12 protein-coding genes are annotated in these 16,331 nt (G+C 38.8%); 4 read left to right on the forward strand and 8 right to left on the reverse strand.

Translation table 11 applies throughout. The features are described from left to right. Positions 1–2 precede the first annotated feature (2 nt). Entirely contained in the window at positions 3–1,133 is a 1,131-nt protein-coding gene (locus tag J8Z25_RS18060) for a sugar efflux transporter (RefSeq protein WP_250662271.1), read from the reverse strand. A 225-nt stretch (positions 1,134–1,358) separates the two neighbouring features. Here J8Z25_RS18060 and J8Z25_RS18065 point away from each other — a divergent pair, with 225 nt between their 5' ends. Then, positions 1,359–1,571 (forward strand): catalase, encoded by a 213-nt coding sequence (locus J8Z25_RS18065; protein ID WP_167657467.1) that lies wholly within the window; start codon positions 1,359–1,361, stop codon positions 1,569–1,571. A gap of 625 nt (positions 1,572–2,196) precedes the next feature. On the opposite strand, the gene J8Z25_RS18070 is transcribed toward J8Z25_RS18065, so the two are convergent. The 3 genes from J8Z25_RS18070 to J8Z25_RS18080 all read right to left on the reverse strand — a co-directional run bounded on the left by J8Z25_RS18070 (position 2,197) and on the right by J8Z25_RS18080 (position 6,074). Further along, positions 2,197–3,705, reverse strand: a complete 1,509-nt coding sequence (locus tag J8Z25_RS18070) for a trehalase family glycosidase (protein ID WP_250662272.1) — start codon at positions 3,703–3,705, stop codon at positions 2,197–2,199. A 9-nt stretch (positions 3,706–3,714) separates the two neighbouring features. Continuing rightward, positions 3,715–4,965: an MFS transporter gene (locus J8Z25_RS18075; RefSeq protein ID WP_130052799.1), complete on the reverse strand. Its 1,251-nt coding sequence runs from the start codon at positions 4,963–4,965 to the stop codon at positions 3,715–3,717. Between the two features lie 101 nt (positions 4,966–5,066). Beyond that, entirely contained in the window at positions 5,067–6,074 is a 1,008-nt protein-coding gene (locus tag J8Z25_RS18080; RefSeq protein ID WP_250662273.1) for a LacI family DNA-binding transcriptional regulator, read from the reverse strand. Between the two features lie 263 nt (positions 6,075–6,337). On the opposite strand from J8Z25_RS18080, the gene J8Z25_RS18085 reads away from it, so the two are divergent. After that, entirely contained in the window at positions 6,338–8,596 is a 2,259-nt protein-coding gene (locus tag J8Z25_RS18085; RefSeq protein WP_130052801.1) for a TonB-dependent receptor, read from the forward strand. 76 nt (positions 8,597–8,672) lie between these two features. Here the strand turns inward: J8Z25_RS18085 and J8Z25_RS18090 are convergent, their stop codons facing one another. Next, a complete protein-coding gene (locus J8Z25_RS18090; RefSeq protein ID WP_250662274.1) occupies positions 8,673–11,825 on the reverse strand; it encodes a M1 family aminopeptidase in 3,153 nt (1,050 codons plus the stop codon). After that, the gene (locus J8Z25_RS18095) at positions 11,819–12,688 is read right to left on the reverse strand and encodes an ABC transporter ATP-binding protein (RefSeq protein ID WP_167657463.1); all 870 of its coding nucleotides are present in this window, start codon (positions 12,686–12,688) and stop codon (positions 11,819–11,821) included. Before J8Z25_RS18095 ends, J8Z25_RS18090 begins: the two co-directional genes overlap by 7 nt. A gap of 782 nt (positions 12,689–13,470) precedes the next feature. On the opposite strand from J8Z25_RS18095, the gene J8Z25_RS18100 reads away from it, so the two are divergent. Beyond that, entirely contained in the window at positions 13,471–14,505 is a 1,035-nt protein-coding gene (locus tag J8Z25_RS18100; RefSeq protein ID WP_250662275.1) for a sensor histidine kinase, read from the forward strand. Continuing rightward, positions 14,498–15,166, forward strand: coding sequence for a LytR/AlgR family response regulator transcription factor (locus J8Z25_RS18105; protein WP_250662276.1), 669 nt, complete (start codon positions 14,498–14,500; stop codon positions 15,164–15,166). Before J8Z25_RS18100 ends, J8Z25_RS18105 begins: the two co-directional genes overlap by 8 nt. Here the strand turns inward: J8Z25_RS18105 and J8Z25_RS18110 are convergent. Both J8Z25_RS18110 and J8Z25_RS18115 read right to left on the reverse strand, forming a co-directional pair. Beyond that, complete coding sequence (locus tag J8Z25_RS18110) at positions 15,163–15,762, reverse strand: SGNH/GDSL hydrolase family protein (RefSeq protein WP_284693416.1); 600 nt, start codon at positions 15,760–15,762, stop codon at positions 15,163–15,165. The two genes, J8Z25_RS18105 and J8Z25_RS18110, sit on opposite strands and share 4 nt — an antisense overlap. Continuing rightward, positions 15,762–16,286 (reverse strand): DsrE family protein, encoded by a 525-nt coding sequence (locus J8Z25_RS18115; RefSeq protein ID WP_250662278.1) that lies wholly within the window; start codon positions 16,284–16,286, stop codon positions 15,762–15,764. Before J8Z25_RS18115 ends, J8Z25_RS18110 begins: the two co-directional genes overlap by 1 nt. Between the last annotated feature and the right edge of the window lie 45 nt (positions 16,287–16,331).

The raw sequence follows: 16,331 nt of genomic DNA on the forward strand, positions 1-16,331 counted from the left end.
GTTCAAACTTTTAGGAAACAACGCCCTAGCATAGAGCCAAGAGTGGCGAATCTAAAACTATAAAACTGTGCAATAACGCCTGTTGCCCCTGCCCCGCACATAACACCAAGTTTAATGGCGTTCGTGTAAAACGCTGAGGTAAACCCTATTCGCTCAGGAAGCTGATCTTGTAATACGGTTAAGCCAATGCCTGCAAAAATACCGTAAAACAGGCCGTTCAATACTTGCAGCGCGATTAAATGCCACACTTGAGTGGCAAAAAACACTCCTAAATAAAATACAATGGCACAACAAAATGCCACCGCAAGCATCGAGACTTTACTGTATTTTTTAGCTAGCTTTGTTCCATACAGCATGATAGGAATTTCTAACAGTGCCACGACCCCCATAAACAGTCCTGGGGTATGTTCAGCAAACCCAAGTTCAGTAATGCTATAAAGTGGCAGTGCCGATGAATACATAATATTACCCGTTGAACCAAGCATTATCGATAAGCCTAACAACCAAAATGATAAACTCGCTGCGGCTGCAGGCTCTGAGCCGTTTTGCGATTTTTTAGCGCTGTAGTCAGGAATAAACTTAAATGCAAAGATTAGCGCAATCAAAGCGCAAAATGCAGCGAAGTAAAACGAGTGACTAAACTTCCCCCCTGCAGCTAACATATAGCCCAGCGGAGGGCCTCCCACCCAAGCAAATGAGATAGCAGCACGTAAACGCGAATTAAAGCTGGTAATGTCTATATTCTGTTGACGTCCAGCCCATTGTCGTGCAACCGTCATCATTTGCGGGATTGCCGCATTTCCCATCGCTAGAAATAACACACCTGCGAGTAGCACTTGCCAAAATGCAGTGGCATTTGCAAAGGTCACTAACGCGCACATCATGCCTGCTACAGCCGCCATAAATAACTTACGTGCACTTGTGCCTTTATCAGCCATGCCACCCAGCCACTGACTGATAACTAAACCCGTAATGGTTACCGACACCATATAAACCCCCAAATAAATGGGCGGTGTTTGCAGCCCTTCAACTATAAATAAGCTCATCAAAGGGTTAACGAATGCCCCCATTAACCCTGTTAGCATACTTAGAAGAATAAATATTACACCATGCTGTTTAAACAATACTTTCACTAACGACCCCACATCAATACAACAAGTGAATAGATAATTTAAAGGGCGCAAATTATACACAGTTTTAATGAGAACTTCATTTTGTAATACAAATTAAAGTACACGTGAATTTAATAGTTAAAGTCTATTACACTAATAAAAGCGCTCAGCATTACCTAATAAAAAAACTTCACATAAAGACTGCTATAAAATGCAAATGCCTTGACGACTTATGAATAGGTTTATATGAAATTTATTTACACACCTACTCTTATAATCAGCGCTTCAACATTCACTAAAGACAATGATGTAGCTGTGGGTTATACCCAAAACTCTTTTACAACATCCCCTCGTTGCAGCGTATTACTTGAAGACGTTCATGTAATTCAAAAACGGCAACGCTTTGCATGTAAATATATTCCTAAGTGTGTGGTTAATACTCGTGGTAAGGATGCATAGGGGTAGCTGCGAGTAAAAATCTCGAAAACTTAATCATTGCCGCTCTGTTTGAGCTAGCAGGTCAATAAAGCAAAACAATAAAAGGCCATGTATTGAACTTTCTGCTTAATTCTCCATCAGAGGTAAATACATATAGCATTCAGTCAATTAAGTTTATTTATGAAATGGATTACTTTCTCCAAATGCGCTTATTCCCTCACTGTTTTAGCCATAATTATTACTGTACTCATAACCATTGATAATTTTGACAGTTCACAAAGCCTTCCAATTGGCTTCGTTCTATGGGGGATTTCACCTTACCTGTTAATGGCGTGGATGGTTGAACACAGTAAAACAAGAATGACACAGATTGCCTCATTTATTGTCACTATCATTTGTGTCTTATTTGGTATTGTGACCTTAGGTTCAATTTATTTTTCTCATGACGCACAATCAGCGTTGGTGTTTGTTTTTGCTCCATTATGGCAATGGCTGGGACTATTAATACTATGTATTCCATTGTACTTTATGAATAAATATACAAAACAGTCTCAATGAACGAAATAAATCAAAAATTTTATCTAATAGTAAGTATGCCTTCAGACACACTTACTATAAATTTCAAATCGTGATCTGAACAAACAGCTCAAAGGTTGTCATCAAGTAGTTTATAAAAACGTGATGTTACGCCATTTGTCCAACCAAACCCCTGTTGCACTGTGTACTCACCACCACCTGCACGGCTGACTAATTCACACACATTGTACTTTTCAAGCAGGCATTTATCCTCTGCAAAACGCATTTCAATCATGCTCAACCAATTTTTCATAATCGCTTGTGCTTCGCTGACAAAACCATAATCAGTTAAACCTTTTACAGCAAACCATTGCAGCGGCGCCCAGCCATTAGGGCTATCCCATTGTTGTGGAGTACTACATAATGTTGTAACTAAACCACCTGGTTTTAAAAACTCACTCATCAGCTTTTGTTTTACTTGCTGGGCTTGTTGTACAGATGCAGCACCAACAAACAAAGGAACGGCCATTGCCATTGAATCAACGCTGCTTTGCTGATTGAGTCGAATGTTGTAATCACGGTAAACACCTGCCTCAGAATTCCAACAATAGGTATTGATAGTATCTAGGCGAAGCGTAGCCAGCTCAGCAAAGGACTGACTCTGTTGCTCTGCACCAAGTAAACGGTAGAAGCGAGCTAAAGTGTGTTCTGCATTATACAATAAGCTATTTAAATCAATCGGTATGAGATTGGTTGTTTCAATACTTTTTAGGTCACTATGATCGCGTAGCCAACGGCTACTAAAATCCCAGCCAGACTCGCATGCAGCACGAATATGCTGGAAATAGCTTTGCTGCTGCTCAGTTGTTAGCCCTTCAGCGTCATGTAAATCTTCTTTTAATGACTCTGGACGAGGTGTTGCCGCACTATCCCAGTAGCGGTTTAAAATAGCCTTATTAGGCATTTTAACAACACGCCTAATGGCAGGCGTTTCAATGCTAAGGTCGTTACAGCCAGTCATCCAAAATTGATACTCTGCTTCAAGTGCTTTTACAGCGTTTGCCAGCCAAGTTAAATCAGCCTCAAATTTATATTTAGCATCCCACAGCATCGCTAACATCAACGCTAAAACAGGAGGCTGTGAGCGTGAGCTATAATAAACACGGTTACCATTCGGAATACAGCCATTACGCTTTTGCAGGTCAATAAAGTTATTTACCATTGCTTCAATAGTTGCTAAGTCTTCAATATCTTCTAAACCAAGTGCTGTAAAGTAACTGTCCCAGTAATAAATTTCCTGAAAACGGCCACCTGGTACAATGTAATCAAATTGCAGTGGCATAAGTGAACTTGCTAAATCAGTATCGGCATTTCTATGTAGGTGTGGCCATAAATCAAGAATATATTGCTTAACTGATGTGGAATCTAATGTGGCACTAGGAATAGATTGATCAGCAAATATAAAATTCGACATCACAAATTCTCGTAGTTCATCGCCTTTTAAAGGCCCAACAAGTTGATATAACTCGCACGCACTTTGCCAAGACAATTTTGGCACTGCATCGGCAAACATTTTTGAATCAGCAAACACTTCTGCTAACTGTACGTCTTTAAATAGTTGGCTATTAACGAAATTCATGATAATCCCTTATTTTACGTTTGATGCTTCTAAATACTGTGGCTGTAAGGTGATTCTTTTAAATACGGAAACAGTAATTAATAGCAAGGCTATTGGCACTAATGTCAGATAAAACGCGTGTTGACCACTGAACTTATCAAATACAAAGCCCGTAATAATTGAGCCCGTTGTGCCACCTAATGCAGAGAAAACGACGATTAAGCCAGTCATAGCGGCGTGCTTGTATTTCGCTAAAGAACTAAGCATCACAGAATTAAGTAATGGGTAAATCGGTGCCATAAAAAAGCCAATCAACGGCAACATATATGCAGCAAAAGGCACATCAAAAACACTTTTCACTTGGCTACCATCAACATCATGAGTTAAAGGCAGCACCAACACTACAAGTACACCCATAGCGACCAAACAGCCCATTAATAAACTAAACCAACTAATAAACCTAAGTACTTGCCCTGCCACTAAACGGCCCAGCGCCAGTGCCGCAGCAAACAAGCTAGCAAGTTGAATACTTACATCTACGGGTAATTTTAAAACTTGATTATTAAAAGTAGGTAACCAAGTGCCTACTCCCTGCTCTATAAGTACATACATAAATGCACTTACAACGAAAATGAGCACCAATGGTTGATAGGCCAGCTTTAGCATATCAATAAAGTCATGCAGCTGAGATTGCTGATTTGTTTTTAGTTCTGGTGATTTTATTGGAGCCGCAATGACTGAAACAAACGCTACAGCAACAATCACTGCAAGCAAGTAATATACATTCAGCCAGTGACTACTTTGCGGGTTATCAGCATCTATAAATAACGCAAAAATCCAATAGCCCGATAACACCCCTAGCATAAACACTCCTTCTATAGTGTTTAATAAAGCAGAGTGCTTATTTGCATTATCAGTCACTTGACCAATGACAGAGTAAACAGAGATTTTCATCACAGCAAAGCTGCAACCAATTGCGGCAAATAGTGCTTTTAATACCCAAAACTCAGCAATGCTCGGTACAACTAAGCACATAATTGCAACCAGTAATAAAGCACCGAGCATGGCAATTTTATAGCCCAAGCGAGGAATAAATGACGCCACTAAAAATGACACAATAGCAATACTTAAATCCTTAAATCCTTCAAGAACAGACGCCTGTGTTTTGCTTACATCTAAGCTATTTATTGCTTGTAAAATAACAGTGCCTACACTATTGAGCATTAAAGCAAAGACAAAATAGCTGCATGCCAGCGCGATGGTTATTCTTATAGGATTCATTCACTTCAACCTATGATTATTTTTACTCAGTCTAGTTTAGCGAAAAATAAAATGCAAACGTTTGCATTTAAAATTACACATGTCGCTAACATTCAATAGGTTTAGCGCTGACTAGATTGCCTATTTACTAGTTCTATTTCAACAACTTGAGACTCTACCGACTGCCCTGCTAACTGAGCTAACAACTTTTCAACAAGAATGACTGAGGCACGTTGAGTGTTTTGCTTGATACTCGACAACGAAGGATGACTGATATCCGCCATAGCAATATCATCAAAGCCCACAAGGGCAACGTCATTTGGAATGCTAATGTAACGCTCTTTCAGGGCTTTCATCGCACCGAAAGCCACCATATCACTACATGCCATAATGCCATCAAAACAAAGCCCTTTTTCTACCAATAATTGGTTAATTCCTTTGTAAGCAGCGCTACTGGTGATATCGATAGAGAGTACGTGAGGTGTCGCTTTTGCTGCAGAAATGGCATCTAAATAACCACAATGCCTTTCACTAATTTCAGCATGCCCAGGGTCGCCTAAAAACAAAATGTTTTTAGCGCCATTTTTCAATAAGTGCTCAGTCGCTAGGCGACCGCCTAAATAATTATCGCTGCCAACAATTGGGTAACTGCTGGGTGTTTTTGGATCGCCCCACACAACTAAAGGAACACCAGCATTCGCTGCAGCTTCAATATTTGCTTGGCTTTTACCTTGGCCGACCACAATAATGCCATCTGCGCGGCGGCTATTGATAAAGTAATTAGCCCAATCATCACTGGCCATAAATGAGTTAGAAAGTAATAACTCTAAGCCAAATTTGTTTAACGCTAAATTTATTTCACCGACAATTTTAAGTAAGAAAGGATCATTAATAGACTGCTCTGTATCACCATCAAGGTTAATAATAACCGCAACAACATTGGTTTTTTGGGTTCGAAGGCGGCTAGCAGCAGTGTTTAAACTAAAGTTATGTTTTTTTGCCAACTGTTGGAGCTTGTCGCGAGTTTCCTTTTTTATCAATGGGTTATCATTGAGCGCACGGGATACTGTCGACGTAGAAACACCGGCTAACTTAGCAAGATCGGCTAACTTTAATTTTCTATCGTTCATGAAACTGAAACACTGCCTTCCTTTAAAACATAGGCTGGCAATATACCACCATTTTGTCTAAATCGCTGCGCCATTAAGCATAATATTTTTTCAGTAAGCATAAACAGGCAAACTCATTCTGTGAGTAAAAAAAGGACAAAAAACTGAAAAAACAAATTGCAAACGTTTGCATAAATCTCTATGGTTTATAAAAGCAAGGTGTTAACAATTCAAAATATTCGCTAATACATTGCTTTTAACAACATAAAAAATGGGAACACACAATGACAACTACATACACACGCAGTGCGCTAGCCTCTGCAATTTTGCTAGCTTTGAGTGGCCAGACAGTTATGGCTGAAGAGCAAACTGAGCAACCAGCTAAAGAAAAAGTTGAACGAATTATTGTATCTGGTACGCCAGCGGGTATTGGCGTACGTAAAATTGATGCAGGCTATGCCGTTACCAATATCGATGCAGATCAAATTGTTAAATTATCGCCAAAAAGTACTGCTGATTTATTCAAAGCCGTACCGGGTGTGTGGGTAGAAAGCTCGGGTGGTGAATCTGGTGCTAACGTATTTGTACGTGGTTTTCCTGGCGGTGGTGATGCACCATTTTTAACCTTAAGCCTTGAAGGTTCGCCAATTTACCCTGCGCCTACTTTGTCATTTTTAGAAAACTCGTCGTTATTCCGTTTAGACGAAACCATTGAAACAATGGAAGCATTACGTGGTGGTCCAAACCCTGTTGTTTCAAATGGCCAACCTGGTTTAACAACTAACTTCCGCCTTAAGCGTGGTAGTGAAGATACCGAAGGTGTATTCAAATACACAACCTCAGATTATGACTTACAACGCCTTGACGCTATGGTTAGTGGTGAGATTTCTGATGATTTATATTTCATGGTGGGAGGTTATGTTAAAAGCTCTCCAGGTATTCGTGATGCTGGTTTTACATCAGAAAAAGGCAGCCAGTTCACAATTAATATCACTAAAGAATTAGAAAACGGCACCATTAATTTATACACCCGTCAAACAGACGACCACGGTGCTTGGTACTTACCTACGCCACTAAATGTTGATGGTGTTGATGCAAGCTACACGCAACTGGGTACTTTAAATCGCCAAGCGATAATTTACACAGGCGCAAATAATGATGAGCAACAAATCGATTTAGGTGAAGGCCGTGGTTGGAAAGGTCATGTTTCAGGCGGTAGCATTAAGCTTGAATTCGATAACGGTTGGAGCTTCACAGATCGCTTCAACATCACCAAGGGTGATGCAAACACTTACGGCTTAGTACCGGCAGGCTCTGCAACAACGGTTGGTGCAGTGGCTGATAACGGTGAAACAGCAACAGGTGCAGTAACTGGCACAGAATACGATGCAGGCACTGCGGTTCAACAACTTGGCCGTTGGGTGGTTTTAAAAGAAATTAGCGCATTCACAAATGATTTAGCATTCGCTAAAAAGCTAGATAACTTATCACTAGCATTTGGTTATTACACAGCAAGCACATCAGCAAATGACTGGTGGAGCTTAGGTAACACTGCGTATCACGTACTTGAAGCAGGCGGCGAAATGCTAGACGGCATCGAGTGTAATGCAAGTGTTGAGGGTTGTGGTTTTAACTACGATATCAATTCGACAGGTGATGCACGCACCAATGCGTTTTATACAACCGCTCAGTATAAATTCAACGATGACTTTACACTTGATGCGGGTGTTCGTTTTGAAAGCCACGAAGTTGAATACTCAGTTGATGAAGGTCTTGATGGCGTAATCGACAAGTCAGTTCAATATGACGAAAGTAAAACATCGTGGACAACAGGTATTAACTACTCAATTAACGATGACATGGGTGTATTTGCTCGTGTAAACCGCGGTTATAAAATGCCTTACTTCGATGATTTTCGTGATAACTTTGGTGCATACGAAGGTGGCGAAAAGTTAATTAAAGAAGTAACACAAGCCGAGTTTGGTTATAAGTTACTTACCGATAGCACCGATTTCTACGCAACTTTATTCACTAATGAAGTAAAAGGTGACACCTTTGTTCGCCGCCCTGGTGTACCCGCTGAAATCTTAACAAACGAAGCATACGGTATTGAGCTTGATTATAACTACAACCACGAATCTGGTTTCTCAGTTAACTTAAACTCAACGCTTCAAGAAACCGAGATAACAGAAAGCCCGAGCAACGAAGGCAACGAAAGCCAACGTCAGCCAAAATGGCAAGTACGTGTAACACCAAGCTATGACTTTGAAGTAAGCGACATGTATGCCACCTTATACGGCACAATCTCAGCGGTTGATGATCGCTTCGGCGACAACGAAAATACGGTTGTTTTAGAAGGTTACGAAAAAGTAGACATTGGTTTAATTGTTGAACCTATGGAAGGTATTAAAGTGCAGTTAGCGGTTGATAACTTAACTGACGAGCAAGGTATCACTGAAGGTGATCCTCGTAATGCTGACGCACCGAATGGACGATATATTATGCCTCGTACTACACGCTTAAGTATTAGCTATGAGTTTTAAACTCACCTAACTCCCTTGGTTGTTATGCAATCAATACCCAAGCCACAGTGTTTTAAAACCTGTGGCTTTTTTGTTTTTATACTTCCAAAAAAAGTTTATTAATTAAGTCTTTATCTTGTTCATTAAGCTGTTCTTGTAAAGCTCTAATAAAATCCATTGACGTTGCAGGTCGATTAGGAAATGCGTATTTTTGCCATACTGATTTTAAAGCTGTCACAATCACTGCATCCCCAAATTCATTCCTAAGCTTTGCAAATACAAGAGTGGCTTTGGAATACTGATCGTAACTTTTTGATGAATCTACCAATGCTTGCTTTGTCGAAATATCTAGCCTAGAAGCTTGTTGATATCGTTGAGTTTCATATTTGACTAATGCATCGACAGCCTTTTTTCCGTAACGCTTTTCAATCACCACAAGCTCTATATATTTAGCTAATGATTCAATCAAAAAAGCGCTATCTTCAGGAACACTATTGCCAATATCATGACCAAACCATTGATGAGCCGTTTCATGTACTGCACGTCGATAACGTTGATCAAAACCTGCTCCCTCACTTGGTTTTGCTCTAAAACCGACTTTATTATCAATCAAAATAATTTCAGGTAATGCATACCCAGTCCCACCAAAACCTGTTGAGTCAATCAAACTGAGCTTTGAACCTTTGTACGCATTAAGATTACTCTTAAACCAAGAAAGCGTATCACTCATAGCTTGTAAGTTAACTTTTACAGCATCTTGAACAGTTTCTGTTGCACTTGATTTAGTAAAAACCTGTAACTTCACCCCCTCATAAATTAACTCAGTTGCTCCAAATGGAAACGACATCCAAGCAGGTAAGTGGTTAATTGGCACTGTCGTCTGAAATTTAAAAACGGCTCTTTGTCCTTCAATAATATGCTCTGTATTTTTACCTTGTGAAACGACCTGATAACCTACTGCGGTGGTAACCTTGCTTTTCATAGTAATACGTTCATAGCTATCCGGTACTTGGTATGTAGTATTAAAAAGCTTTGAAGGTGGTGTTTTAACATAGAGTGGAAGGCCATAATCTAATCTTAACTTCTCATCACCTAGCTCATAGTTTCTTTGATATCCAAGCGTCGGTAAAAGTGGAACAGAACGAATATAACTAAATTCAGGCGTAATGATTTGATGCCCTTGTGTGGGCCATAATTTGGCTTGCTTAACTTCAAATTGTGTTTTAAGTTGCCTTGTTTCGAATGGCTTGAGTGCAGGTTTAAACTCGTAAATAGCTTGATTCATTGATGGATAAAACGCGACTTGCTCAGCTCCTTCTATCTTAATATCTGCCCATTGATAAAAGCCTGCGCGACCTATTAATACCTGTTTTATTGGTTTTGTGTGAGGGTTAGTAAATGAGTAGGTTAAGTTGAATTCGGCTGATTGCTTATAGGGGTAGAAATCTATTTCTGCATCGATATGACTCACTTTTGGCTGAGCTTTATGTTTCCAACCAGTAAACATTCTTTCATAGTTTGCTTTAAATCTTTCTCGTTTATGAGAGTTACTTAGTGGCTTTTCTGAAATTAAATTAGCATGCAGCTGCCAAAATAAACTGATAGCTAAAACTGCAGGTGTTAACAGCCAAGCATCTTTACTTTTAAAAGCCCTGCGGCCCAACCCTGTACCACGATGATTAAAAGCCTGACTAACAAGCACAACACTAAGTAATAACACTAGCCATGCGCGAATATAAGGCCAGTAACTACTTAAACTTGCGCGATAGCCCCAAAATTCATTAGCCGGCTGCAATGGTGTCCAAGCTACACTCCAAAACGTGTGTGTTAGCCCTAAATAAGTCATTACTGGAGTAAATTTAAGTAACAAAATGGCAAAAACCACTAAAGATGCAACGAGCTCTGAGCGCATTAAATTGAAAATACATACAAATACTGAAGCAATAATAGCCAGCGGCAGCCCCATTAAAGCTAAAATATAAATATGTTGATAGAAGTCAAAGTCACTGCCAATAAAAAGTTCAGCTAGAGATGCGCCAACTAAGCCAATTAACGAATAAACAAACACCAAACTCATTATTGCCAATAATTGGCTATGTAAAATTGAAGCGGTCTTAATAGGCGCTGCCGCAATTATCTCTGCTACTTTATAGTGCCTAGCATTACAACTAAGTTGCCAACTCCATAGAGCGCTCAGTAAACACCCGAGCAATATATACATATCAAAGGCATATTGATTAACAGCATCAATGCTAGTTGCTTTTATAACACTCATTGGCTCTGCATACTGAGAGGAGGATGCAACACTATTAAACACCAACCCTAGCCATAAAAATAATAGAATGATTGTTATTGGTTGTTTTAAGATATTTAAAATTGCAGCTTTATATAGCTCAAATAGAATCGAGCTTTGACGAAATGTAGGCTTTACCGTTTGATAGTGAGTGTTAGGCCTAAAATCGGACTCAAGATGCCTTTCCTCCGCTTTTTTTGCCCGTGCATGTGCTTGGGGGTACAAACCAACAGCGAAAGTAAAAATAACCAATGCCAGACTAAAACAAACAAAACGATTAATATAAAAAGGAATATTTTGCGACTCGCTAAAACTTGCTATTACCGTTGTATAGGCAAATGGATCTAACCAGATGAATAACTGATAAAACGTTTCGTTAAGTACATTACTACCTGCTAAAATTGGATTACCCGTTATACTCGCAACAAACAAATAAGCTATCCAAAGGCTTGCAAAAACGGTATAAACTAACATTGAACTACGAAACTTTTGACAAAGCCAAAACGCCAAAGCAATAAGTAAAAAACAGTTTATGAGTAAAACAAAACCACTATAAAAAATTGTATAATCAAATATTTGCCAACTAAAACCATTATTTTGATAATGTACGTAACTCATAACCAACGTACTGCTTAATAAAACCATCATTAATAGACTTACAAAACCACCTATTCGAACATAGTTTTTTTGTCTTGAACTTACTGATGCAACAGCAATAATTTCGTCCATATGAAAGAGGTGATCACGTAAGAAAATTGCTGGCGATAATGCTCCAACCAATAAAACCAATTGCATCATTTGTAATGACACTAAATGCAATTGATACTGCTGTAACGGGTCAACATTACTTGTTGCAAGCCCTGAAGAAAGTGAAAATGCAAAACTTGGCGCAATAAGCAAGCACACCCAAACTATTGGTTGACGAAAAAGATACTTTAACTCATTAATTATTAACATAATTCGCCTCTTTGAGATTTTAGTTCAAAGAAGTACTTATCTTGTAATGATTCTGTCGCCAAAACAGCTCCTATAGTTGGGCGTTCTGCGGCATAAACTCGAAAGACAGGCCTGCCATATCGATAACTTTGGCTCAGTACTAAAGCACCTTTGGGCAGTTCGTTTGGCAAAGTTTTTAATGTCCATACTTTACCTTTGAGGTGACTTACTAAGGTATCGATATGGCCACTTTGTATCAGTTGACCTCCTTTAATCATCGCCACAAAGTGACATTGGTTTTCTATGTCTTCCACAATGTGTGTTGAAAGCAAGATCAGTCGATTCTTACTCATTGATACTAATAAGTTATTGAGGCTCTCTCGCTCAGCCGGATCAAGCCCTGCTGTAGGCTCATCTAAAATAATTAATCTAGGATCACCCAACAATGCTTGAGCAATACCAAAGCGTTGTTTCATTCCCCCAGAAAAGTGACTGACTCTTTTATTTGCATGTTGAGTTAAGTTTAACGCAGTAAGCAGGTCATCAATCTGTTGCTTTGTCTTTTTAATTTCAAGCCCTTTTAATATGGCTATGTGTTCAAGTAGTGCTCTACACCCTATATGTGGGTAAACACCAAATTGTTGTGGTAGATAACCAAGTTGCTTACGTAACTTTTCAGGGTCTTTTAATATATCTAAGCCACTAAACTGTATACGGCCAGAATTAATAGTTTGCAGGCATGCAAGGGTTCTCATCAAACTAGACTTACCAGCGCCATTTGGCCCCAATAAACCTACCATGCCGCTGGGTAACTCAATGGTTATATCGTTAAGTGCTTGAGTTCCATCAGGGTATGTTTTCGAAATATGTTCAAGTGTTAGCATTTATTGGCTCCTTAATTAGCACAAATCTAGATTAAGGAATGGCAAAGCTCGCTACTATGAAATAATGATCAATGAGTCAAGTTTGATGATGAAAGCAAATATTCTGCTTTCGTCATCAAAAAAAGAACTTTCATCAAAATGTGGATGAATAAAGCAATAAAAACGTTAAGCTAAATCTATTAGTAACCCTTTATCAGTATGTTACGCCCTCAGTTTCCACATTATTTAGAAATTAGGGTAATATATAAATGTTCGAAAAAACAACAATGTAAAGTTGCAAAAATAAAAAATGAACGGAGTAGATTTTGCTGGCAGCTATTAGCTATTTATCATCAACTAAAAACACAAAAAGCATGGTTGCTTTACTACCATTAATCGCTGCGATACTACTTGAAAGCCATATTCGTTATCTTTCCCTGAGAATTGATTCACCAGGTACTTATCTAACAGTAAATTTACAGCTAATTTTTGAGTGTATCCCCTTCTTAATCGCTCACTGGATAGCATCTCAACACTCTTTAAAGCAAGCTTCATTGTGGTGGTTGTCAGGGTTTATTGGTTATCCAATAATCACTTATCTATTAAGCAACGGCTTGCCAACTTATGATAAATGGCATTACTTACAAGAACAATGTTGGTTACTTTGCAGCCTAGCAAGTTTATTTTGGCTTTCATCCCAACGTTTTAAGAAGAACCAAAAATCTAAATTTACCAGTTGGATTAGCTCATTGTTTACATTAAATAAAGTTGTTTTTTTTATATGTTTTGCCTGGGCGTTTATCATGGCTGGCATACTTAATAGCCATGAATCACCCCTGCTAAATCAACCATTCGCATTGATATTTGATACTCAAAAGCTACTTACAAACTATTATCAATTTATTTGGTATTTTTCTCAGCTTCTGGTCTACGCAATTATCGTTCACGGCATTTTTTTATTTAATCGTTACATTTTAATACGTCAATTATTAGCCAGACATGGAGTGCTCATTTTTGTATCTGCATGCTTAATTAGCATGGTTATTTTTACACCATTACTTGTCGCTATTGTGCTCACATTACCTGTTAATGACTTACCCTCATATGTCGCCAATCTAACTCCGGGAGGCAGCCAAAACATTATCAATAAGTACAATTATCAGTTTATGTTTTTATTTTTAAGTATCTCTACACCCATTATCTTGGCGTTTGAACGCCAACAGCACCACCATAAATTAGAAGAAGTCGCCAAACAGCAAATAAAAACAGAACTAAAGCTACTGCAGCAGCAAATTAATCCGCACTTTTTATTTAATACTTTAAATAACTTATATGCACTTGCATTAACAAAATCAGAAAAGACACCTGATTTGGTATTACAGTTGGCTGACTTACTGAGATATACCGTTTATGAAGGGCAAAAACCATTCGTTCCACTCGAAAAAGAGCTAAGTTACATTAAAAACTTTCTTGAACTGCACAAGATAAGGCATGCAAATAACTGTAGATTCAACCTAGCATGGCCTGAAACTACTCAATCTCTTTCTATAGCACCACTGCTTCTGATCATTTTAATTGAAAACACCATAAAGTACGGTGTTGAACACGCACAAGAAAACGCTGAAGTAACGATAAAACTAACATTAAACGACAACGTTTTAACTTTATATTGCGAAAATAGTATTCCTCGCAAAAGCGATAACGATGATTCAGGTATGGGACTAAAAAATTTAAAGCGCCGTTTAGAGCTGCTTTATCCCGAAAAACATACTTTATTGGTGCACAATCACAATGGACTTTGGCAAACCAACCTCTCTTTGGAGCTATCAAGTGATTAAGGCAATTATTGTTGATGATGAACCACTTGCTCATCAAGTAATTCTTCATCATTTAGAGTCGTACTCAGATATCAAAGTAGCTTCTCAGCATTTCAGCGCTAAAGATGCTTTGTACGAATTAGCAAAATCAACTATAGATGTCGTATTTTTAGATATAAACATGCCAGAATTGTCAGGATTAGAGCTCATTCAAGCACTCGCTAATCCACCTCAAATTATCATTGTGAGTGCTTATGAAGAATATGCAATCACAGGCTTTGAACTTAATGTTACTGATTATTTACTCAAGCCTGTATCTGCAAAACGTGTTCAGCAAGCAATAAATAAAGTGCGCGAGCGCATTTACCTGGCTCCTAAAAGCAAATCAATCACCTTAAAAATAGATCGCGAAAAACGCAAGCTTAGCTTAGATACAATTAAATATATTGAGGCATATGGTAATTATGTAAAAGTACACCAAGACGACCAAACGATCCTCGCAACAACAACTCTAAAACAGCTTTTAGAGCAGTTAATAGGTTCATTCACTCAAATCCATAAATCATACATAGTGAATAACAACAGAGTCATAGCTATTACAAACGAGCATGTAGAGCTAGATAATGGTGATAAGATAAAAATTGGCAAATCTTTTAAAGAGCACTGCAAAGTTTTACTTTAGAGAATACTTATCAGGTGTTCTACAAGAACCTCATGCTGTGAGATTGGCAAATGAACGCCTTCTGAAGGACATGGCGTTATTAATTCAAAGCAGTTAACAAAACTACAGTTGTTGCTCTCAGCAACATTTCTAAATTCTTCCACTAAGAGTTTTGCTTTTAGCTCTGCTCCTGCATAAATAGATTGATACGCGCCAACTTCATACACCGCAGGCGGGCTTAGTATCATTATTTTGGGCAATTCGCGGTGCAGATAGTAGTTTTTTATATCTAAAATGAGCGTTTTGAGGGCATTGCTAATCTCTGCAGCCGACAACGCAAAACGGCGCTTTAAATCATTAGTGCCAAGCTGAATAATAATCACATCTAAATGATAAGCCGCGAGGTAGGGTTCGAGGTATTTAATACCCAGTTTATCGCCACTAAAAGGCGGGTCGTTCACCAGCGTACGGTTTGGCTGTCCGGCTTCAATCACTTCATAGCCAGCACCTAATTTAATACCAAGCAAACTTGGCCAGCGCTCATAAGCAGCCAAGCGTTTACCATCAACGGGCGAAATACCATAGGTGTTTGAATCACCAAAACATAAGATATTCATTAGAATGGATTCAGTGTGTAACCTTGTTGTTGCAATTGTGCGTGTGCGGTCATTGCCGATAACGCCATTTGTACACCCGGTATAAGCTGCTGCTGTTTTACCTTCATGTGAGTTGCTGACTGCCCACACACATACACAACGGTGTTATGTGCCAACAATTGTGAGATCAGTTGCTGATTTTTATTGTCGCTGTCAAAGCGCTGTTTATAAAAACTGTTTTCCAGTACATCAACACTTGCGCCACCATGCACAACTAAAGCAAGTTGAATGTTCTCAGGCTTCACACCATGGGCTATATGCATATTAATGAATCGTGCTAATGAGTTCATTTTGTTATTCTGCGCCCCTTTTTCTGCTGCATCAGCTACATCAAATGCCACTTTGAAAACCGTTTGATCAGAGATTGGCGCATGGTTTGGCACATCATAATAAAAACCAAAACCTTTAATAGCATGCTCAGCTTGCTCTGCATGACTAAACGAAGATAATAAGGCTAAAGATAAACCTAACAGTGTTGATTTCATAAAAGTTCCTGTTGTTTTTTACTCTAGCCTACCTTGTTTAAACGC

The sequence above is a fragment of the Pseudoalteromonas sp. SCSIO 43101 genome, from assembly GCF_023650775.1.
Lineage (GTDB): Bacteria > Pseudomonadota > Gammaproteobacteria > Enterobacterales > Alteromonadaceae > Pseudoalteromonas > Pseudoalteromonas apostichopi.